Source organism: Mycobacterium shigaense (assembly GCF_002356315.1).
Lineage (GTDB): Bacteria > Actinomycetota > Actinomycetes > Mycobacteriales > Mycobacteriaceae > Mycobacterium > Mycobacterium shigaense.
The window spans coordinates 1819126-1838244 of record NZ_AP018164.1; the positions used below are offsets into that span (position 1 = coordinate 1819126).

Annotated in this window: 20 protein-coding genes and 1 pseudogene; 14 read left to right on the forward strand and 7 right to left on the reverse strand. The window is 69.4% G+C overall.

The annotated features are described in order from the left end of the window. The first annotated feature begins 11 nt into the window (after positions 1 to 11). The 5 genes from nusA to MSG_RS08545 all read left to right on the forward strand — a co-directional run bounded on the left by nusA (position 12) and on the right by MSG_RS08545 (position 5888). Complete coding sequence (gene nusA / locus MSG_RS08525; protein WP_096438776.1) at positions 12 to 1055, forward strand: transcription termination factor NusA; 1044 nt, start codon at positions 12 to 14, stop codon at positions 1053 to 1055. A gap of 179 nt (positions 1056 to 1234) precedes the next feature. Continuing rightward, on the forward strand, positions 1235 to 1480 hold the full coding sequence (locus MSG_RS08530) for a YlxR family protein (protein ID WP_308737756.1): 246 nt from the start codon (positions 1235 to 1237) through the stop codon (positions 1478 to 1480). Between the two features lie 74 nt (positions 1481 to 1554). After that, positions 1555 to 4365: a translation initiation factor IF-2 gene (infB, locus tag MSG_RS08535; RefSeq protein ID WP_096438778.1), complete on the forward strand. Its 2811-nt coding sequence runs from the start codon at positions 1555 to 1557 to the stop codon at positions 4363 to 4365. A gap of 55 nt (positions 4366 to 4420) precedes the next feature. Continuing rightward, on the forward strand, positions 4421 to 4903 hold the full coding sequence (rbfA, locus tag MSG_RS08540; RefSeq protein ID WP_096438780.1) for a 30S ribosome-binding factor RbfA: 483 nt from the start codon (positions 4421 to 4423) through the stop codon (positions 4901 to 4903). A 40-nt stretch (positions 4904 to 4943) separates the two neighbouring features. Further along, complete coding sequence (locus MSG_RS08545; RefSeq protein ID WP_096444234.1) at positions 4944 to 5888, forward strand: DHH family phosphoesterase; 945 nt, start codon at positions 4944 to 4946, stop codon at positions 5886 to 5888. A gap of 6 nt (positions 5889 to 5894) precedes the next feature. On the opposite strand, the gene MSG_RS08550 is transcribed toward MSG_RS08545, so the two are convergent. From MSG_RS08550 to MSG_RS08560, 3 genes are all read right to left on the reverse strand, one after another. After that, on the reverse strand, positions 5895 to 6476 hold the full coding sequence (locus tag MSG_RS08550; protein WP_096438782.1) for a hypothetical protein: 582 nt from the start codon (positions 6474 to 6476) through the stop codon (positions 5895 to 5897). Between the two features lie 72 nt (positions 6477 to 6548). Next, positions 6549 to 6953, reverse strand: a complete 405-nt coding sequence (locus MSG_RS08555) for a hypothetical protein (protein ID WP_096438784.1) — start codon at positions 6951 to 6953, stop codon at positions 6549 to 6551. Between the two features lie 11 nt (positions 6954 to 6964). Further along, positions 6965 to 7714: an enoyl-CoA hydratase gene (locus MSG_RS08560; RefSeq protein WP_096438786.1), complete on the reverse strand. Its 750-nt coding sequence runs from the start codon at positions 7712 to 7714 to the stop codon at positions 6965 to 6967. A 105-nt stretch (positions 7715 to 7819) separates the two neighbouring features. Here MSG_RS08560 and MSG_RS08565 point away from each other — a divergent pair. Both MSG_RS08565 and MSG_RS08570 read left to right on the forward strand, forming a co-directional pair. Continuing rightward, positions 7820 to 7912: pseudogene (locus MSG_RS08565) on the forward strand (DUF2277 domain-containing protein); the annotation flags it as partial. Continuing rightward, positions 7909 to 8469: a DUF1802 family protein gene (locus tag MSG_RS08570; RefSeq protein WP_096438788.1), complete on the forward strand. Its 561-nt coding sequence runs from the start codon at positions 7909 to 7911 to the stop codon at positions 8467 to 8469. The pseudogene MSG_RS08565 and the gene MSG_RS08570, both read left to right, overlap by 4 nt. On the opposite strand, the gene MSG_RS08575 is transcribed toward MSG_RS08570, so the two are convergent. Together MSG_RS08575 and MSG_RS08580 are read right to left on the reverse strand one after the other, a co-directional pair. Beyond that, on the reverse strand, positions 8428 to 10128 hold the full coding sequence (locus MSG_RS08575) for a CocE/NonD family hydrolase (protein WP_096444236.1): 1701 nt from the start codon (positions 10126 to 10128) through the stop codon (positions 8428 to 8430). The two genes, MSG_RS08570 and MSG_RS08575, sit on opposite strands and share 42 nt — an antisense overlap. A gap of 51 nt (positions 10129 to 10179) precedes the next feature. Beyond that, a complete protein-coding gene (locus MSG_RS08580) occupies positions 10180 to 10755 on the reverse strand; it encodes a DUF3558 domain-containing protein (RefSeq protein ID WP_105886868.1) in 576 nt (191 codons plus the stop codon). 154 nt (positions 10756 to 10909) lie between these two features. Here MSG_RS08580 and MSG_RS08585 point away from each other — a divergent pair, with 154 nt between their 5' ends. From MSG_RS08585 to truB, 3 genes are read left to right on the forward strand one after another with little or no spacing between them, the layout of a single operon-like run. Next, positions 10910 to 11881, forward strand: a complete 972-nt coding sequence (locus MSG_RS08585) for a metallophosphoesterase family protein (protein WP_096444238.1) — start codon at positions 10910 to 10912, stop codon at positions 11879 to 11881. Next, positions 11878 to 12555, forward strand: coding sequence for a 4'-phosphopantetheinyl transferase PptT (gene pptT, locus MSG_RS08590; RefSeq protein WP_096438792.1), 678 nt, complete (start codon positions 11878 to 11880; stop codon positions 12553 to 12555). Before MSG_RS08585 ends, pptT begins: the two co-directional genes overlap by 4 nt. Beyond that, positions 12552 to 13457: a tRNA pseudouridine(55) synthase TruB gene (gene truB / locus MSG_RS08595; RefSeq protein WP_096438794.1), complete on the forward strand. Its 906-nt coding sequence runs from the start codon at positions 12552 to 12554 to the stop codon at positions 13455 to 13457. Before pptT ends, truB begins: the two co-directional genes overlap by 4 nt. A 4-nt stretch (positions 13458 to 13461) precedes the next feature. Here truB and MSG_RS08600 read toward each other — a convergent pair whose 3' ends face one another. Further along, positions 13462 to 14244: an SHOCT domain-containing protein gene (locus MSG_RS08600; RefSeq protein ID WP_096438796.1), complete on the reverse strand. Its 783-nt coding sequence runs from the start codon at positions 14242 to 14244 to the stop codon at positions 13462 to 13464. A gap of 104 nt (positions 14245 to 14348) precedes the next feature. Between MSG_RS08600 and MSG_RS08605 the strand changes: the two genes are divergently transcribed. Together MSG_RS08605 and MSG_RS08610 are read left to right on the forward strand one after the other, a co-directional pair. After that, entirely contained in the window at positions 14349 to 15539 is a 1191-nt protein-coding gene (locus MSG_RS08605; RefSeq protein ID WP_096438798.1) for a lipid-transfer protein, read from the forward strand. A gap of 7 nt (positions 15540 to 15546) precedes the next feature. After that, positions 15547 to 16803, forward strand: a complete 1257-nt coding sequence (locus MSG_RS08610) for an acyl-CoA dehydrogenase family protein (RefSeq protein ID WP_096438800.1) — start codon at positions 15547 to 15549, stop codon at positions 16801 to 16803. A 90-nt stretch (positions 16804 to 16893) separates the two neighbouring features. Here the strand turns inward: MSG_RS08610 and mntR are convergent, their stop codons facing one another. Continuing rightward, entirely contained in the window at positions 16894 to 17586 is a 693-nt protein-coding gene (gene mntR / locus MSG_RS08615) for a manganese-binding transcriptional regulator MntR (protein ID WP_096438802.1), read from the reverse strand. 122 nt (positions 17587 to 17708) lie between these two features. Here mntR and MSG_RS08620 point away from each other — a divergent pair, with 122 nt between their 5' ends. Next, on the forward strand, positions 17709 to 18683 hold the full coding sequence (locus tag MSG_RS08620) for a bifunctional riboflavin kinase/FAD synthetase (RefSeq protein ID WP_096438804.1): 975 nt from the start codon (positions 17709 to 17711) through the stop codon (positions 18681 to 18683). Between the two features lie 142 nt (positions 18684 to 18825). Beyond that, entirely contained in the window at positions 18826 to 19095 is a 270-nt protein-coding gene (gene rpsO / locus MSG_RS08625) for a 30S ribosomal protein S15 (protein WP_096438806.1), read from the forward strand. Positions 19096 to 19119: the final 24 nt, after the last annotated feature.

Below are 19119 nucleotides of genomic sequence, written 5' to 3' on the forward strand. Positions count from 1 at the left end.
GAGCGGCGCTGATGAACATCGACATGGCCGCGCTGCACGCGATCGAGGTGGACCGGGGCATCTCGGTCAACGAGCTGCTCGAAACCATCAAATCCGCGTTGCTGACCGCCTACCGGCACACCCAGGGGCACCAGACCGACGCGCACATCGAGATCGATCGCAAGACCGGGGTGGTGCGGGTGATGGCCCGCGAGGTCGATGAGGACGGCAACGTCATCAGCGAATGGGACGACACCCCAGAGGGATTCGGCCGGATCGCCGCGACCACGGCGCGTCAGGTCATGCTGCAGCGGTTCCGCGACGCCGAAAACGAGCGCACTTACGGCGAGTTCTCCACCCGCGAGGGCGAAATCGTCGCGGGCGTTATCCAGCGCGACAGCCGGGCCAACGCCCGCGGGCTGGTCGTGGTGCGGATGGGCACCGAAACCAAGGCCTCCGAGGGTGTCATCCCGGCTGCCGAGCAGGTCCCCGGCGAAAGCTACGAGCACGGCAACCGGGTGCGTTGCTACGTGGTGGGGGTGACCCGCGGATCGCGTGAGCCGGTGATCACGCTGTCGCGGACGCACCCGAACCTGGTGCGCAAGCTCTTTTCGCTGGAAGTCCCCGAGATCGCGGACGGATCGGTCGAGATCGTGGCGGTGGCGCGCGAGGCCGGCCACCGATCCAAGATCGCGGTGCGGTCGAACGTCCCGGGGCTGAACGCCAAGGGCGCCTGCATCGGTCCGATGGGCCAACGCGTGCGCAACGTGATGAGCGAGCTGTCCGGGGAGAAGATCGACATCATCGACTACGACGAGGACCCCGCCCGTTTCGTCGCCAACGCCCTGTCGCCGGCCAAGGTGGTGTCGGTCTCGGTGATCGACCAGACCGCCCGCGCCGCCCGGGTGGTGGTTCCCGACTTCCAGTTGTCGCTGGCGATCGGCAAGGAGGGCCAGAACGCGCGGTTGGCCGCCCGGCTCACCGGGTGGCGCATCGACATCCGCGGCGATTCGCCGGAGCATCCGGAAAACCAGAGCGAACACGGCGCCGGCCACCAGGTCGCGCACGATCACTGACCTCAGCTGAGCGGCCGGTGCGGGCGGTTCTGGCCGGCGATCAAGTGACGCTAGACTGAGCCGTGATCCAGCGCGAGCCTTCGGACCCCGAAACTAGAAGGACGCACCGAGCCACGGGTGGCCCCGTGCGGACGTGTGTCGGGTGCCGGAAGCGAGAGTTGGCCGTCAAGCTGCTTCGAGTGGTTGCTGCGTCGGCGCGGAACGGCGAATACGCCGTAATCGTTGACGCGGCGAGTAACCTGCCGGGGCGGGGTGCGTGGCTGCATCCCGCGGCGCAGTGCGCACAACAGGCGGTTCGGCGGCGAGCTTTCACCAAAGCGTTGCGCATCGACCGTCCACCGGACACGTCCGCGGTGGTCGAGCACGTACAGGCGCTCGACTCCCCGGGAAGAGAACAGGTAGCGAAGAACATGAGCACACCGTGAAGTCCCGATGACCATGCGTCATAGCTAAACCCGAGGCGCGGCCCGCTGCTGTCGCCTCATAGACAGGAGATGTAGTGGCAGGTAAGGCCCGCGTGCACGAGTTGGCTAAGGAACTCGGTGTCACCAGCAAGGAAGTTCTCGCCCGGCTGAACGAACAGGGCGAATTCGTCAAATCCGCATCGTCGACCGTCGAGGCGCCCGTCGCCCGTCGGCTGCGGGAATCCTTCGGCGGCGGTAAGCCGGCCGGCGGCGACAGGGGCGCCGCCAGGGTCGCCGACAAGTCGCTCGACCGGGCCCTGGACAAGGCGATTCCGAAGGCCGCCGGCAACGGCGAAGCGGCGTCCGCCGCGCCCGCGCCCGCGAAACCCGCTGATGGCGGCGCTGCGGCGCCCGCCGCCGCGCCCGCCGCGACGGCAGCCCCCACGCCGACGGCGCCCGCCCCCAAGCGGCCGGCGCCGTCCCCGGCACGGCCCTCGGCGCCCCCGCCCCGCCAGCCGCAACCGCCGGCGCCCGGTCAGGCGTCCGGCCAGCAGGCGCCGCCGCAGCCCGGCGCGACACCAGGTCCGCGGCCCGGCCCGATGCCCAGGCCGGCTGCCCGCACCCCGCGGGTCGGCAACAACCCGTTCTCGTCGGCACAGCCCGTCGACCGGCCCATTCCCCGTCCGCAGCCCCCGCGCCCCGGAGCGGCCCGGCCTGGTGCGCCCCGTCCGGGTGCCTCGCCGGGCAACATGCCGCCCCGTCCCGGCGGCGGTGCCGGCGGCGGATTCCGTTCGGCCCGTCCCGGCGGCGGTCCCCGGCCCGGCGGTGGCCGGCCGGGTGGTCCCGGCGGCGGCCGCGACGGCGGTGGCGGTGGCGGTGGTAATTACCGCGGCGGCGTCGGTGCCGCACCCGGCGGTGGCGGTGGTTTTCAGGGCCGTCCCGGCGGTGGACCGGGTGGTGGCGGTGGCCGTCCCGGCCAGCGCGGTGGCGCGGCCGGCGCCTTCGGTCGCCCGGGCGGCGCGCCGCGACGCGGTCGCAAGTCGAAGCGGGCCAAACGCGCCGAGTACGAGAACATGCAGGCGCCGGTCGTCGGCGGCGTGCGGTTGCCGCACGGCAACGGCGAGACCATCCGGCTGGCCCGCGGCGCATCGCTGAGCGACTTCGCCGACAAGATCAACGCCAACCCGGCCGCGCTGGTGCAGGCGCTGTTCAACCTGGGCGAGATGGTGACGGCGACGCAGTCGGTCGGCGACGAGACGCTCGAACTGCTGGGCAGCGAGATGAACTACGTCGTCCAGGTCGTCAGCCCGGAGGACGAAGACCGCGAACTGCTGGAGTCCTTCGATCTCACCTATGGCGAGGACGAGGGCGGCGAGGAGGACCTGCAGACCCGACCGCCGGTGGTGACCGTGATGGGTCACGTCGACCACGGTAAAACCCGCCTGCTGGACACCATTCGGAACGCCAGCGTCCGCGAGGGCGAGGCCGGCGGCATCACCCAGCACATCGGCGCCTACCAGGTGAGCGTCGAGCATGACGGCGTCGAACGGCCGATCACCTTCATCGACACCCCGGGTCACGAGGCGTTCACCGCCATGCGTGCTCGCGGTGCGAAGGCCACCGACATCGCCATCCTGGTGGTCGCCGCCGACGACGGCGTGATGCCACAGACGGTGGAAGCGATCAACCACGCACAGGCCGCCGACGTGCCGATCGTGGTGGCGGTCAACAAGATCGACAAGGAGGGTGCCGACCCGGCCAAGATCCGCGGCCAGCTCACCGAATACGGTTTGGTGGCAGAGGATTTCGGTGGCGACACCATGTTCGTGGACATCTCGGCCAAGAACGGCACCAACATCGAGGCACTCGAGGAGGCGGTGCTGCTGACCGCCGACGCCGCCCTGGACCTGCGGGCCAACCCCGACATGGAGGCCCAGGGGGTGGCGATCGAGGCGCACCTGGACCGCGGCCGTGGTCCGGTCGCCACGGTGCTGGTGCAGCGCGGGACGCTGCGGGTCGGCGACTCGGTGGTCGCCGGCGATGCCTACGGGCGCGTGCGCCGCATGGTCGACGAGCACGGCGAGGACGTCGAGGAGGCGCTGCCGTCGCGGCCGGTGCAGGTCATCGGCTTCACCTCGGTGCCCGGCGCCGGTGACAACTTCCTGGTCGTCGACGAGGACCGCATCGCCCGGCAGATCGCCGACCGGCGCAGCGCGCGCAAGCGCAACGCGCTGGCGGCACGGTCGCGCAAGCGGATCAGCCTGGAGGACCTGGACTCGGCGCTGAAGGAAACCAGCCAGCTGAACCTGATCCTCAAGGGCGACAACGCCGGTACGGTCGAGGCCCTGGAGGAGGCCCTGATGGGCATCCAGGTCGACGACGAGGTGGAGCTTCGGGTCATCGACCGCGGTGTCGGTGGCATCACCGAGACCAACGTCAACCTGGCGTCGGCGTCGGACGCGGTGATCATCGGCTTCAACGTGCGTGCCGAGGGCAAGGCGACAGAACTGGCCAACCGCGAGGGCGTGGACATTCGCTACTACTCGGTGATCTACCAGGCCATCGACGAGATCGAGAAGGCCCTGCGCGGCATGCTCAAGCCGATCTACGAGGAAAACGAGTTGGGCCGCGCCGAGATTCGCGCGCTGTTCCGCTCCTCGAAGGTCGGTGTCATCGCCGGTTGCATGATCATCTCGGGCGTCGTGCGCCGCAACGCCAAGGCCCGCTTGTTGCGCGACAACATCGTCGTCGTCGACAACCTGTCGATCACGTCGCTGCGCCGCGAGAAGGACGACGTCACCGAGGTGCGCGAAGGCTTCGAATGCGGTATGACACTTGGATATTCGGACATCAAGGAGGGCGATGTCATCGAGTCCTACGAGCTGGTCCAAAAGGAGCGCACCTGACCACCGTCCACGATGCAGTGGGGCCGAAGCGATGAGGAGTTGGCGGTGAATCGACATGGCTGATCCCGGACGGGCGCGCCGCCTGGCCAAGCGGATCAACACAATCGTCGCCTCGGCGATCGAATTCGAGATCACCGATCCCGGGTTGGACGGGGTGACGATCGTCGACACCAAGGTGACGGCGGATCTGCACGATGCGACCGTGTTCTACACCGTGATGGGGCGCACGCTCGACGAGGAGCCGGATTACGACGCGGCTGCCGCCGCACTCGAGCGGGCCAAGGGCACGTTGCGCACCACGGTGGGCGCCGGTACCGGGGTGCGCTTCACGCCCACCCTGACGTTCACCCGGGACACGACGTCGGAGACCGTGCAACGGATGGACGAGCTGCTGGCGCGCGCCCGCGCCGCGGACGCCGACCTGGCGCGGGTTCGGGTGGGGGCCAAACCGGCCGGTGAGGCCGATCCGTATCGGGCCGGCGGGTCGCCGGCAACCGAGGCTGAGGACACGGGTGACGGCGACCGATCCGAAGACTGACTTCGGCGCGGCCTCTTCGACCGGGGCCCGCGTCGATGCCATGGGCGCCGCCGAATTGCTCTCGGCGGCAACGAGTGTCGGGGTAATCTGTCACGTCCATCCCGACGCCGACACCATCGGCGCCGGGCTTGCGCTTGCTCTCGTGCTCGACAGCTGCGGCAAAGAGGTCGAGGTCAGCTTCGCGGCGCCCGAGACGCTGCCGGAGTCGCTGCGGTCGCTGCCCGGCTGCCACCTGTTGGTCAGCCCCGACGCGATCCGCCGTGACGTCGATCTGCTTGTCACCGTTGACGTTCCGAGCATCAAACGCCTCGGCGCGCTGGCCGAGCTGGCGGGTCCGGGCCGGCAGCTGCTGGTCATCGACCACCACGCGTCCAACAAGCTGTTCGGCACCGCGAACTACGTCGATGCCGCCGCGGACTCCACCACGTTCCTGGTGGCCGAGTTGCTCGACGCCTGGGGCAAGCCGATCGCCGCCGACGTCGCGCACTGCCTGTACGCGGGGCTGACGACCGACACCGGCTCGTTCCGGTGGGCCAGTGCCCGCGCCTTCCGGCTGGCGGCCCGGCTGCTCGACCTCGGTGTGGACAACGCCGCGATCAGCCGGACGCTGATGGACACCCACCCGTTCGGGTGGCTGCCGTTGCTGTCGCGGGTGCTGGGCTCGGCGCGACTGCTGCCGGACGCGGCCGGCGGCCGCGGGCTGGTCTATGTCGTCGTCGACCATCAGGAATGGGCCACCGCGCGCGCCGAGGAAGTCGAGAGCATCGTCGACATCGTGCGCACCACTCAGCAGGCCGAGGTGGCGGCGGTCTTCAAAGAGGTTGACCCGGGCCAGTGGTCGGTGTCCATGCGGTCCAAGCGCGAGGTGGACCTGGCGGCGGTTGCGTCGGCGTTCGGTGGGGGCGGCCACCGCCTGGCGGCGGGCTATTCGACTGCCGGCTCGATCGACGACGCGGTGGCCGCACTGCGCGCCGCGCTGGGGTAGGGCGGGTCAGAACGCCCAGCTGCCCGACGGCTGCAGCACGAAGCCGTGGTCCCCGCTGGTGGTGTCCAGGCAGGCGATGAGGTTGTCGGGGCCCACCGCGCACGTGACGTTGAGGTAGCTCACCTTCTGGCCGGCGGCCAGCAGCTTGCCGTTGTTCGGCAGCGCGGCCGGGTTGCCGCCGCACCCGCCGTAGGACATACGGCTGAGCTCGTAACCGGGTCCCTTGAAATTCACCGAGCCCACGACGCAGTCGCCCGGCCGCAGGTGACTGGCGCCGGGAAACGGTATGTCGTCCATGCCGGGCAACTCGCCGCTGCATTTGATGTCCTGCGACGGCTGCGGGGCCGGAGCCGGACCGCCGTAGAAGTCGCACGCCAGCGTGTTGCCCGCCGAGAAGGCGATCCGCGGGGTGCCGCTCGGGGCGGAGGACGTGACGTAGCCATCGGCCGGGACGGCGGCGAAACCGTCCAGATTCGGAAACCGCGGTGGCGGCGCCGCGAACGCGGGCTGCGCCGACGCGATCGCCGATGCCGCCGCCAGGCTCAGGACGCCCAGCACACGCATCGCGAGGCCGGCGACATCGCGCATCGATTTCCTCCTGCAACGCTCACTCGGCATGGACAACTGTTGGGATCGTATTGGCTGGCGATCACCGGTCTTTCATCCGGTGCCGGACGTCGCGTCGATCCACAGCGCCATCGCGATCCCGGAGCAAACGACCACAAGCACCAGTCCGATCGCCGGCCACTTCCACATCAGCGTCCCACGCAGGCCCGAGACCAGCGTTCCGCAGGCCGCGACCAGCAGCGCAACGCCCATACCGGACACCAGGATCAGCGCCCCGGTCCACGTGTCGTGCACGAAGTGGCCCACCTCGGCGGTGTCGCAGTTATCGCTGCAGATCGCCAACATCAGCGTCGACGACCGCGTCAGCGCCAGCAGGAACGCCAGGGCGCTCGCCACCAGCTGCCCCACGAACAGGAGCACGGTCGCGACGATGTCGGCGGTGGGGCGCTTGCGGGCGGGCACCGCGAACCCGGCCGCCGGGGGCGGTTGGTGGGTCATCGAGGGGCGCCTCAGCGCACCTGCGCCCGCCCGCGCTGCAACACGGCCTCCCGGTTGGCGGCGATGTCGTCGCCACTGGTGCGGAATTGCCTGGCCGCCGTCGCCTCCAGCCACAGCCCCTCGCTGGTCTGCGACTCGTCGATGCGGTGATACGACGCCAGCAGCGCCCGCACCGCGTCCTGGTTGTTGCCGACGATGGATGCGGCGACCTGGCGGGCGGTGGGCAGCAGTTGATCGTGCGGCACCACCTCGGTCGCCAGCCCTGCCCGCAGCGCGTCGGCCGCCGACAGGTAGTCGCCGGTCATGCTCATCCGCCGGGCCAGGCCGACGCCCACCTGCTGCGGCAGCCGGACGCTCAGGCCCCAGGTGGGCAGCAGGCCGACGCGAGCGTGGGTGTCGGCGAACCGCGCCTGCTCCGAGGCGATGACGATGTCGCAGTACAGCACCAACTCGAGGCCTCCGGTGACGGCGGCGCCGTTGATCGCGCCGATCACCGGCTTGGTCATCGACGGCCAGCGCGGCGAGATGTCCGGCAGCGCGGTCGCACCGCCGAGCTCCTTGAGGTCCAGCCCCGCGCAGAACACCGGGTCGGTGCCGGTGAGGATGACGACGTCGACGTCGTCGTCGGTCTCGGCGTCGGTCAGCGCCCCGAAAAACCGGTCGCGCAACCCAGAGGACAGCGCGTTGCGCGATTGCGGCCGGTTGAGAGTCAGGGTGCGCACCCGCTCGTCGGTCTCGATCAGCAGGATGTCGTCGCTCATGTCATCACCGTAGCCAGTGGCGAATCTCGCCTGACAGCCGCTCGTCGCGCTCGCCGGACCGTCCCCGCGCCTATCGTGGTAGCCATGTGCCCGAGCATCACCGAGCTGCGCGCGCTGCCACCGCGCCGCCAGCCGCCCAAGACGCTCCCGCCGCTGCGCCGGCCCGAGGTCGTGGCCCGCCTGGCCGGCGCGAAATGACGGTCACCGCAACGGTTGCCGCGCTCAAGGAGTGGAGCGCAGCCGTGCACGCACTGCTGGACGGCCGGCAGCTGGTGCTGCTGCGTAAGGGCGGCATCGGGGAGAAGCGCTTTGAGGTGGCCGCGAGCGAGTTCTTGCTGTTCCCGACGATCGCGCACAGCCACGCCGAGCGGGTGCGGCCCGAGCACCGCGACCTGTTGCCCGCCGCCGCGGCGGACAGCACCGAGGATCAGCTGACCATCCGGGCCGCCGCGAAAGTTGTTGCCGCACTTCCCGTTGAGCGAACGGACGGCCTCGAGGCGATCGAGGACCTGCACATCTGGACCGGCGACTCGGTGCGCGCCGACCGGCTCGACTTCCGGCCCAGACACAAGCTGGCCGTGCTGGTGGTGTCGGTGACCCCGCTGCTAGAGCCGGTGCGCATCGAACGCACACCCGACTACGCCGGCTGCACCAGCTGGGTTCAGCTGCCGGTGCGGCCAGCGCTGGGCACGCCGATTCACGACGACGCCGCGCTAACCTTGGTCGCCGCCCGGGTCCGCGCCGCCGTCGGCTGACAGGTCCCGCGCCCCGACCGGCAGCAGTAGCCGGGAGCGTCCGTAGCGCACGGTGTGGGTGGCCGGCCTCAGCTCGCGGCCGGTCAGCAGGGGTTCGCCGGTGCCCGGGTTGCGCGCATAGCGGGGAAACCAGCTGCCGGAGATGAGCAGCCGGATGCGGGAGCCGGCCGTGAACCGATGTGCCATGCCGTCGAGTTCGAGGCTGACGGGTTTGCGCGACTTCGGCGCGAGGGTCAGGCGCCGGTAACCGTCGCTGACGTTTCGGGACCGGCCTTTCGCGTCGACCTCGCTGACCCGCACGAACAGGTCGGCGTGCGGGTTGTCCGTGCTGTGGGTGAGCTCGACGACGGGGTTGCCGTACACGCAGACGTCCCGGGTGAGGGTTGCGCTGGTGAACGCCAGCACGTCGTCGCGCTGCGCGAGTGCGGTGTCGTCTTGGTAACCGCCGCCCGACAGCAGGGGACCGCCGGTGGTCGGCGTCGGGTCGGCCGGGTCGTAGCGGAAGGTCGCCGGGCCGACCTTGGTGAGGTCGGTCGGCGCAATCTCGTCCAGATACCCGCCGGGCCGCAGGTACAGCGCGCGGTTGGTGGTGGCGGGCGGCCAGTCGGGCACGCTGCGCCAGCCCTGCCCGGTCACATACACCCGGACCCGATTCGGGCGTCGCAGCTCCGCCCCGCCCAGGTGGGCGCCCAGCCAGTCCAGGGTGTCGCGCGTGATCGTGCCCAGTCCCTTGCTCAGCACCTGGGTGTGGGTCCACGGGCCCATCGTCAGGGCGACGTCGACGCCGCGGCGGCGCAGATGCGCGTACTGCTGCAGCGTCTGCCCCGCAAAGATGTCCTGCCAGCCGCCGATCAGCAGCACCGGCACCTGCACGCGATCGAGCGCGGCGCCGCACTGCACCGAGGCCCAGAACGGGTCGCCCGGGTCGGGGGAGGTCGCCCACGTCTCGAACCAGGGCGCCCCGGCGCCGAGCAACGCCCGCGCCGACTCGCCGAACGGCACCCCGGCGGCCGCGGCGCCCACCCGGCGGGGAGCCAGCAGTTGGCGGATCGCGGTCCGGAGCCGTACCGGGTCCTCCTGGTGGGACACCATGTCGCTCCAGCCCAGGAACTCGGTCGTGAACGAGCCGGTGCTCCACACCGCGGCCTCGAAGTCGTGCGGGCCGACGGTGATGACGGACGCGGCCAGCTCCGGCGGTGGGTCGACCAACAGCGCCCATTGGGTGTAGCCCAGATACGACAGCCCGACGGTGGCGAATTGCCCGGTGAACCAAGGCTGTTCGCGCAGCCAGGCCACGGTGTCGGCGCCGTCGGCGGCCTCGTTGACCATCGGTTCGAGCACGCCGCCGGAGCCGAACGTGCCGCGCACGCTCTGTAGCACGACGTGATAGCCGCGCGCCGCATACAGCCTGGCGAAGACGATCGAGAACGGAAACGCCCGCCCGTACGGACCGCGTACCAGTAGGGTGCCGGCGGGCTCGGCGGTCGCCGGCGCGTAGTGATCGGCCACCAGTTGCACGCCGTCGCGCATGGGGACCCGGACCCGGTCGACGGTGTAGCCCGTGGTCGGCCGCGGCAGCCCCAGCAGCCGGCTCAGCGCGCGGTCGCCGACGTGCCGCAGCGCGCGCGGCGGCGCGGGGCGGGTGTCTGTCGTACTCACGACCACCAGGTTAGGGCGCGGCCGCCGGGCGCTTCCGGCGCACCGCCGGGCCTAGAACTTGTAGTACGGGATCAGGTCGTTGGCCCGCTGCAGGTTGGTGGACGGGCAGTCGACCTCGGGGTTGGAGTACACCGCCGAGTAGTACAGCGCCTGCTGCAGCACGCCGTAGCTGGTCTTGAACGCCACCATGCAGGAGAAGAACCAGTAGCTGTTGTGGTAGGTCGGCTTGACCACCCAGTAGGTGGCGGCGCGGTGGCCACCGATCGTGGTCTCGAGAGCGTCCGGCGGCAGCGACTTTTCGTAGGGGCGCCAGATGATGGGCTCGACGGCCATCTGGTAGTTGCCCGCGTCCAGGTGGCAGCGCAGCCCGTCCTCGTATTCGGGCGGGGTGAAGGCCAGCCCGAGGCGTTGCAGGGCGTCGATCGGGATGTCCTTGCACGGATCGAACGGACTGGGGTCGGTGGTCGCCACGATCGGGCTCTTCATCGTGGTCTCCATCGGTGCCGCGGTCGATCGCAGCTCGACGGTCTCGGCCGGCGTCGGCGCGGGCGGGGCGCTGTGCCAGCCCACGACCACGGCGGTGATCAGCGCGGCAACCGCGCCGACCAAACGCATCCTGCGGAACACGACACCCCCTGACGTCGCGGCGGTTCCTTGCCGGGAGTGTACAAGTCGCGTCAGCTGGGTCACAGGGAAACGAGAACACGTTCTAATCCCGCAAGCAAGCGCCCCGCCGGGCCCGAGTGGTCCCGCCGGGTCGTTAGGCTGGTTACTCGTGGATTTGCAAGAACCGGGCCAGGGCTCGACAAACGGCGCGCAGCCGACACTGTGGGCGGTCTCCGACCTGCACACCGGACACCTGGGCAACAAGCCGATCACCGAGTCGCTGCACCCGGCGTCGCCGGATGACTGGCTGATCGTCGCCGGCGACGTCGCCGAGCGCACCGACGAGATCCGTTGGGCGCTCGACCTGCTCCGACGCCGGTTCGCCAAGGTCATCTGGGTGCCCGGCAACCACGAGCTGTGGACCACCAACCGCGACCCGATGCAGGTTTTCGGCAAGGCCCGCTACGACTACCTGGTCAACATCTGCGACGAGATGGGCGTGGTCACCCCCGAGCATCCGTATCCGGTGTGGACCGAACGCGGTGGCCCGGCCACCATCGTGCCGATGTTTTTGCTCTACGACTACAGCTTCTTGCCGAAGGGGGCGACCAGCAAAGCCCAGGGACTGGCCATCGCGAGGGAGGCCAACGTGGTGGCCACCGACGAATTCCTGCTGTCCTGCGAGCCGTACGCCACCCGGGATGCCTGGTGCCGCGACCGGCTCGCGGTAACCCGCACGCGGCTCGAACAGCTGGACTGGATGACGCCGACGGTTTTGGTGAATCACTTCCCGATGGTGCGCGAGCCGTGCGACGCGCTGTACTACCCGGAGTTCTCGCTGTGGTGCGGGACCACCCAGACCGCCGACTGGCACACCCGCTACAACGCCGTCTGCTCGGTCTACGGCCACTTGCACATTCCCCGCACCACCTGGTACGACGACGTGCGCTTCGAAGAAGTGTCGGTGGGTTACCCGCGGGAGTGGCGACGCCGCAAACCGCACAGCTGGCTGCGCCAGGTGCTGCCCGACCCGCAATACGAGCCCGGCTATCTCAACGAATTCGGCGGCCACTTCACCATCACCCAGGAGATGCGGGACCAGTCCGCCAAGTTCCGGGAACGATTGCAGCAGCGGCAATCCCGATGACGGCACAGCTGCTGGTCTCGTCGGTGCTGCCGTCGACCGATGCCCTGGCGTACGCGGAGACCTACTCCGACCCGCCCGGCCTGGCCCCGCTGCCCGAAGAAGAGGCGCTGATCACCAAGTCGGTCGCCAAGCGCCGCAACGAGTTCATCACGGTGCGGCACTGCGCCCGGATCGCGCTGGGCCAGCTGGGCGTGCCGCCGGTGCCGATCCTCAAGGGCGACAAGGGAGAACCGTGCTGGCCCGACGGCGTGGTGGGCAGCCTGACGCACTGCACGGGCTATCGCGGCGCGGTGGTCGGACGCAGCGGCTCGGTGCGCTCGGTGGGCATCGACGCCGAACCGCACGACGTGTTGCCCGACGGCGTGCTGGATGCGATCAGCCTGCCTGCCGAGCGCGGCGAGATCCCGGGCGCCATGCCGGCGGGTCTGCATTGGGACCGAATCCTGTTCTGTGCCAAGGAAGCAACGTACAAGGCATGGTTCCCGCTGACCAAGAGGTGGCTGGGCTTCGAGGACGCCCACATCACCTTCGTGGCCGATGGCTCCGGATCGGCGGGCGGGTTCGTCTCCCGGATCCTGATCGACCCCGAGGCGCTGTCGGGCCCCCCGCTGACGGCGTTGCACGGCCGCTGGTCGGTGGATCGCGGGCTCGTGTTGGCTGCCATCGTGTTATGACCGACAGCCAGCATCGGGCACCGCCTGGTGCAGGATTGGTCATCGTCGACAAGCCGGGCGGGATGACCAGCCACGACGTGGTGGGGCGCTGCCGCCGGATCTTCTCCACCCGGCGGGTGGGGCATGCGGGCACGCTGGACCCGATGGCCACCGGCGTGCTGGTGATCGGGATCGACCGCGCCACCAAGATTCTCGGCCTGCTGACGGCGTCGGACAAGTCGTATGCCGCCACCATCCGGCTGGGCCAGACGACGTCCACCGAGGACGCGGAAGGCGAACTGCTGCAAATCATTTCGGCCGTCCACCTGACCGACGAGGCGATCGGCGCCGCGGTCGTGGGGTTGCGCGGCGAGATCGAGCAGGTGCCGTCGGCGGTCAGCGCGATCAAGGTCGGCGGACGGCGCGCGTATGAACTGGCCCGCGAGGGCCGGGCCGTCGAGCTCACGGCGCGCCCGGTCCGCATCGACCGGTTCGACGTGTCGGCGACACGGCGGGGTTCCGGCGTCGTCGATCTGGACGTCGACGTCGACTGCTCGTCGGGAACCTACATCCGCGCGCTGGCCCGCGACCTCGGGTCCGCGCTGGGCGTCGGCGGGCACCTGACGTCGCTGCGGCGTACCCGGGTCGGCTGCTTCGGGCTCGACGAGGCGTGCTCTCTCGACGAGCTGGCCGAGCGACCCCGGCTGAGCCACACCCTCGACGAGGCCTGCCTGCTGGTGTTCCCGCGCCGCGACCTCGCCGCCGAGGAGGCCGAGGCGGTCAGCCACGGCCGGCCCCTGTCGCCGGCCGGCATCGACGGCGTCTACGCCGCCGCCGGCGCCGGCGGCCGGGTGATCGCGCTGCTGCGCGACGAGGGCTCGCGGACGAAGTCGGTCGTCGTGATCCGCCCCGCGACGCTGTAGGGCGTCAGAGCCTGCCGAGCAGTTCGGCCTTCTTGGTGGCGTACTCCTCGTCGGAAAGGATGCCGCGCTGGTGCAACCCGGCCAGCGATTCGATGGCCGCGACGATGGCCTGGGCATCTCCGGAGCCGCCGGCCTGCGGGGCGGTCTGCGGCGGGGCGGCTTGCGGCGGGGCGGCGGGGGTATGTGCCGGAGCGGGCGCAGCCGCGGGGGGCTGCGCCACCTGCTCGGCGCCGAGCTCGTTCAGGTTCAGCACGCCGAACGTCCCGAGCTGGCTGGTGAAGCTCACCGAGCTGATGCCACCGCCCTGCTGCTGTTGCACGCCGCCGATGCGGTGCTCGCCGGTGTCGAAGACCCTTGTCAGCCCCCCGATTTGGATGGCCAACCGGCGGGTGCCCGGAAAGAAGGCGTAGCGCACGTCGTTCTGCCCTCCGGCGGAGCTGGGAACTCCGAGATCGGCCGGCCACCAGCCGGCCGACGCGAATCCCGACTGCGATTGAGTAGCCGCGGCGGGAAACACCGTGGAGGTGGTCAACAGCTGGATCAATTCGTTGCACAGCGCGTCGACGCGCGCCTTGAGTGCATGGTCGAACATGTTGCCCACCATCGTCATCCCGCCGCGCATCCATTGGCCGGAGCCGCCCAGTTCGGGGATGTCGAATTGGGCCATGGTCCCGCCCCCGGCCCGCAGGGCGAACAGCATGGCCAGCACCGCCTGCTCGGACAGACCGTGACGCTGCGCCATTTCGGCGACGGCCTTGGCGGCTTCGGGGGTAACGGCGGCCTGCATGATTCGAGGGTACGTAGCGGGCAGGGGTTCAGCCACCGGATCCGCACGGCTAAGCTGCCGACTAGACGGGTGTCAAGAAACCCACGGTCCGGAAGGGGACAACGTTGTCCAGCAAGGTTTACGTCGTCGGTGTCGGGATGACGAAGTTCGAGAAGCCGGGTCGCCGGGAAGGCTGGGACTACCCGGACATGGCCCGGGAATCCGGCACCAACGCGCTGGCCGACGCCGGCATCGACTATCGCCAGGTGCAGCAGGGCTACGTCGGCTACTGCTCGGGTGACTCCACGTCGGGCCAGCGCGCGCTCTACGAGCTCGGCATGACCGGGATTCCGATCGTCAACGTCAACAACAACTGCTCGACCGGCTCGACGGCGCTGTTCCTGGCGGCCCAGGCCATCCGCGGCGGCATCGTCGACTGCGCGATCGCGCTCGGCTTCGAGAAGATGCAGCCCGGCTCGCTGGGTGGCGGCGCGCAGGACCGCGAATCGCCGATGGGTAGGCACGTCAAGGCGATGGCCGCGATCGACGAGTTCGCGATGCCCGTCGCGCCCTGGATGTTCGGCGCGGCCGGACGCGAGCACATGAAGCAATACGGCACCACCGCCGAGCATTTCGCCAAGATCGGCTACAAGAACCACCAGCACTCGGTCAACAACCCGTTCGCGCAGTTCCAGGAGTCCTACACCCTCGACGACATCCTGGCGGCCCGGATGATCTCCGACCCGCTGACCAAGCTGCAGTGCTCGCCGACCTCGGACGGGTCGGGCGCGGCGATCCTGGCCAGCGAATCGTTCGTCGACAGCCACGGGCTGGCCGGGCAGGCCGTCGAGATCGTCGGCCAGGCGATGACGACCGACTTCACGTCGACCTTCGACGGAAGCGCCAAGAACCTCATCGGTCATGACATGAATGTGCAAGCCGCGCAACGGGTTTACGACCAGTCCGGCCTGGGTCCGGAGGACTTCCAAGTGATCGAGTTGCACGACTGCTTCTCGGCCAACGAGCTGCTGCTCTACGAAGCCCTCGGCCTGTGCGGTCCCGGTGAGGCGCCCAAGCTGATCGACAACAACGACACCACCTACGGCGGGCGCTGGGTGGTCAACCCGTCGGGCGGCCTGATCTCCAAGGGCCATCCGCTGGGCGCGACCGGGCTCGCGCAGTGCGCCGAACTCACCTGGCAGCTGCGGGGTACCGCCGACAAGCGTCAGGTCGACAACGTCAGCGCCGCACTGCAGCACAACATCGGGCTGGGCGGGGCGGCCGTGGTCACCGCGTATCAGCGCGCCGAGCGCTAAGGACGCCATGTTCGAGTGGTCCGAGACCGACCTGATGATGCGGGACGCCGTTCGTCGGTTCGTGGACTCCGAAATCCGTCCGCACCTCGATGAGCTGGAAACCGGTGCGCTGTCGCCCTATCCGATCGCGCGCAAGTTCTTCAGCCAGTTCGGCCTGGACGCCATGGCCGCCGAGTCGGTCAAGAAGATGCTGGACCGTGAGCGCGCCAAGCAGAACGGCGAACCGAATGCCGAAAAGCGCGACAGCGCAGACGATTCCGGCGGCTTCGGTGGCCAGCAGTCAATGGTCGCGGTGCTGGTGTCCGAAATTGCCCGGGTCAGCATCGGACTGCTGAGCACCGCCTCGGTCAGCCTCGGCCTGGGCGCGGCGACCATCATGAGCCGCGGCACGCTGGCCCAGAAGGAACGCTGGTTGCCCGAGCTGATGACGCTGGAAAAGATTGCGGCGTGGGCGATTACCGAGCCCGACTCCGGATCGGACGCGTTCGGTGGCATGAAGACCTACGTCAAGCGCGACGGGCAGGACTACATCCTCAACGGGCAGAAGACGTTCATCACCAACGGGCCCTGCGCCGACGTGCTGGTGGTCTACGCCAAGCTCGACGAGGGTGACGCGGCCCAGGACAAGGTGGACAAGCGCAACCGCCCGGTGCTGGTGTTCGTCCTCGACGCGGGGATGGAAGGCCTGACTCAGGGCAAGCCGTTCAAGAAGATGGGCATGATGTCCTCGCCGACCGGCGAGCTGTTCTTCGACAACGTGCGGCTGAGCCCGGACCGGCTGCTCGGCGAGAGCGAGCAGCAGAGCGACGGCCGCGACAGCGCGCGGGACAACTTCGCCGCCGAGCGCATCGGGATCGCGATGATGGCACTGGGCATCATCGACGAATGCCAGCGGCTCTGCGTGGATTACGCGAAGACGCGGACGTTGTGGGGCAAGAACATCGGGCAGTTCCAGCTGATTCAGCTCAAGCTCGCGAAGATGGAAATCGCCCGAATGAACGTGCAGAACATGGTTTTTCAGACCATCGAGCGTCAGCAGGCCGGCAAGGCGCTGACGCTGGCCGAGGCGTCGGCCATCAAGCTGCACTCCTCGGAGGCGGCCACCGAGGTCGCGATGGAGGCGGTGCAGTTGTTCGGCGGCAACGGGTATATGGCCGAGTACCGGGTGGAACAGCTGGCCCGCGACGCGAAGTCGCTGATGATCTACGCGGGCAGCAACGAGGTCCAGGTCACCCACATAGCCAAGGGCCTGCTGACCACCTAATCCACGGCGCGAACGTGTACTCAGCGCGAAAAATCAGTCGAAATGTCGCAGTGGGAACACGTTCGGCGGATGGTTTCGCGGCGAGCCGGATCAGGGCGTCACCCAGATCGCCCGGGCGGCGGGGCTGCCCAGCTCGACGTTGCTCTCGGCGCCGTCGGCCGACGCGATCGCGACCGAGATCATCCCGGCGAATTCGCGCCGGGTCAGCACGCGCAGCCGCGAGTCCAGGTTGATCCCGACGCTGGTGAAGTAGCGCAGCATCTCCGGGTCCTTGTCGGAGATGCGGGCCACCGTCGCGGTTTCGCCGTCGTGGCACGCCCAGAGCTGGCGGGCCGGCGGGGTGGGAACCTGCCCGTCGGAGGCCGGGATCGGGTCGCCGTGCGGGTCGCGCTGCGGGAATCCGAGCTTGGCGTCGATGCGGTCCACCAGGCGATCGGACACCGCATGCTCGAGCACTTCGGCCTCGTCGTGCACCTCGTCCCAGCCGTAGCCGAGCTCGTTGACCAGAAAGGTCTCCAGCAGCCGGTGCCGCCGCACCACCTCCAGCGCCGCTCGCCGCCCGGCCTCGGTCAGGCTGACCGCGCCGTATTTCTCGTGATCGACCAGGCCCTGCTCGGCGAGCTTGCGGATCGACTCCGAGGCGGTGCTGGCCGACACCCCGATGCGGTCGGCCAGCATCTTGGTGCTGACCTTCTCCACCGACCACTCCTGGGCGTTCCAGATGACTTTCAAATAGTCCTGGCCAACCGCGGTGAGACCGCCGGTCTCGTCGTCAGCCCTCACAACCACAAAGTTTAGGCAACCCATGCTTGATCGTGCGCCCTGACCGGCGCGAGCCTGCGCCGGGCGGACGAATCGGGATCTTGTGCGCGCGGCGGTCGGCGTCGCGCCGTAGGCTGGCGATCGTGCAGCGGTGGCGCGGCCAAGACGAGATCCCCACGGACTGGGGCAGATGTGTACTCACCATCGGCGTGTTCGACGGCGTGCATCGCGGTCATGCCGAGTTGATTGCCCACGCGGTCAAGGCCGCCCGGGCCCGCAATGTGCCGACCGTGCTGATGACGTTCGACCCGCATCCCATGGAAGTGGTCTATCCCGGTAGTCATCCGGCGCAGCTGACCACGCTGACACGGCGGGCCGAGCTGGTCGAGGAACTCGGCATCGACGTCTTCCTGGTCATGCCGTTCACCACCGACTTCATGAAGCTCACCCCGGAGCGTTACGTCCACGAGCTGCTGGTCGAGCACCTGCACGTGCTGGAGGTGGTGGTGGGGGAGAACTTCACCTTCGGCAAGAAGGCGGGTGGCAACGTCGAGACGCTGCGCAAAGCCGGGGAGCGGTTCGGCTTCGCCGTCGAGGCGATGTCACTGCTCGCCGACCACCACAGCGAACAGAACGTGACGTTCTCGTCGACCTATATCCGGTCCTGTGTGGACGCCGGCGACATGGTGGCGGCCACCGAGGCGCTGGGCCGCCCGCACCGCGTCGAGGGCGTCGTGGTCCGGGGCCACGGTCGCGGCGCGGAACTGGGCTTTCCCACCGCGAACGTGGCGCCGCCGATGTATTCGGCCATCCCGGCCGACGGCGTGTATGCCGCCTGGTTCACCGTGCTCGGGCACGGCCCGGTAACCGGCACCGTCGTCCCGGGTGAGCGCTACCAGGCCGCCGTGTCCGTCGGCACCAACCCGACGTTCTCCGGGCGCACCCGCACCGTCGAGGCGTTCGTCCTGGACACCGCCGCCGACCTGTACGGACAGCACGTCGCGCTGGACTTCGTGGCGCGCATCCGCGGGCAGCACAAATACGACTCGGTGCAGGAGCTGGTCGACGCGATCGCCAACGACACCGACCGGACGCGTTCGCTGTTGTCGGCGGGCTGACGGCGGACGGGCCCCGGCCGTCGCCGTTTATGCCTGTCGTGAAACCGCTGCTAAGCTGCCGGATGACATCGGCGCGTGCTGCGGTTCGCGGTGGCCGTGCCCGAATTTCGAACCTTCGCGGACCGATTGATGGAGATATTTCGTGGCGCTGACAGCCGAGCAGAAAAAAGAGATTCTGGGCCAATACGGCCTGCATGACACCGACACCGGGTCCCCGGAGGCGCAGATCGCGCTGCTGACCAAGCGGATCGCCGACCTGACTGAGCACCTCAAGGTGCACAAGCACGACCACCACTCGCGGCGCGGACTGCTGCTGCTGGTGGGCCGCCGCCGCCGGCTGATCAAGTACATCTCCCAGATCGACGTCGAGCGGTACCGCTCGCTGATCGAGCGCCTCGGCCTGCGTCGCTGACCTGGGCCGGGCGTGGGCGGGTGC

What these genes read in the sequence shown, in the direction of transcription:
- rbfA (WP_096438780.1), top strand. Translation starts at nt 4,421, where the DNA reads ATGGCTGATCCCGGACGGGCGCGCCGCCTGGCCAAGCGGATCAACACA.
- truB (WP_096438794.1), top strand. Translation starts at nt 12,552, where the DNA reads ATGACCGACAGCCAGCATCGGGCACCGCCTGGTGCAGGATTGGTCATC.
- MSG_RS08600 (WP_096438796.1), bottom strand. Translation starts at nt 14,244, where the DNA reads ATGCAGGCCGCCGTTACCCCCGAAGCCGCCAAGGCCGTCGCCGAAATG.
- MSG_RS08545 (WP_096444234.1), top strand. Translation starts at nt 4,944, where the DNA reads ATGGGCGCCGCCGAATTGCTCTCGGCGGCAACGAGTGTCGGGGTAATC.
- MSG_RS08560 (WP_096438786.1), bottom strand. Translation starts at nt 7,714, where the DNA reads ATGAGCGACGACATCCTGCTGATCGAGACCGACGAGCGGGTGCGCACC.
- nusA (WP_096438776.1), top strand. Translation starts at nt 12, where the DNA reads ATGAACATCGACATGGCCGCGCTGCACGCGATCGAGGTGGACCGGGGC.
- pptT (WP_096438792.1), top strand. Translation starts at nt 11,878, where the DNA reads ATGACGGCACAGCTGCTGGTCTCGTCGGTGCTGCCGTCGACCGATGCC.
- MSG_RS08570 (WP_096438788.1), top strand. Translation starts at nt 7,909, where the DNA reads ATGACGGTCACCGCAACGGTTGCCGCGCTCAAGGAGTGGAGCGCAGCC.
- MSG_RS08610 (WP_096438800.1), top strand. Translation starts at nt 15,547, where the DNA reads ATGTTCGAGTGGTCCGAGACCGACCTGATGATGCGGGACGCCGTTCGT.
- MSG_RS08555 (WP_096438784.1), bottom strand. Translation starts at nt 6,953, where the DNA reads ATGACCCACCAACCGCCCCCGGCGGCCGGGTTCGCGGTGCCCGCCCGC.
- MSG_RS08550 (WP_096438782.1), bottom strand. Translation starts at nt 6,476, where the DNA reads ATGCGCGATGTCGCCGGCCTCGCGATGCGTGTGCTGGGCGTCCTGAGC.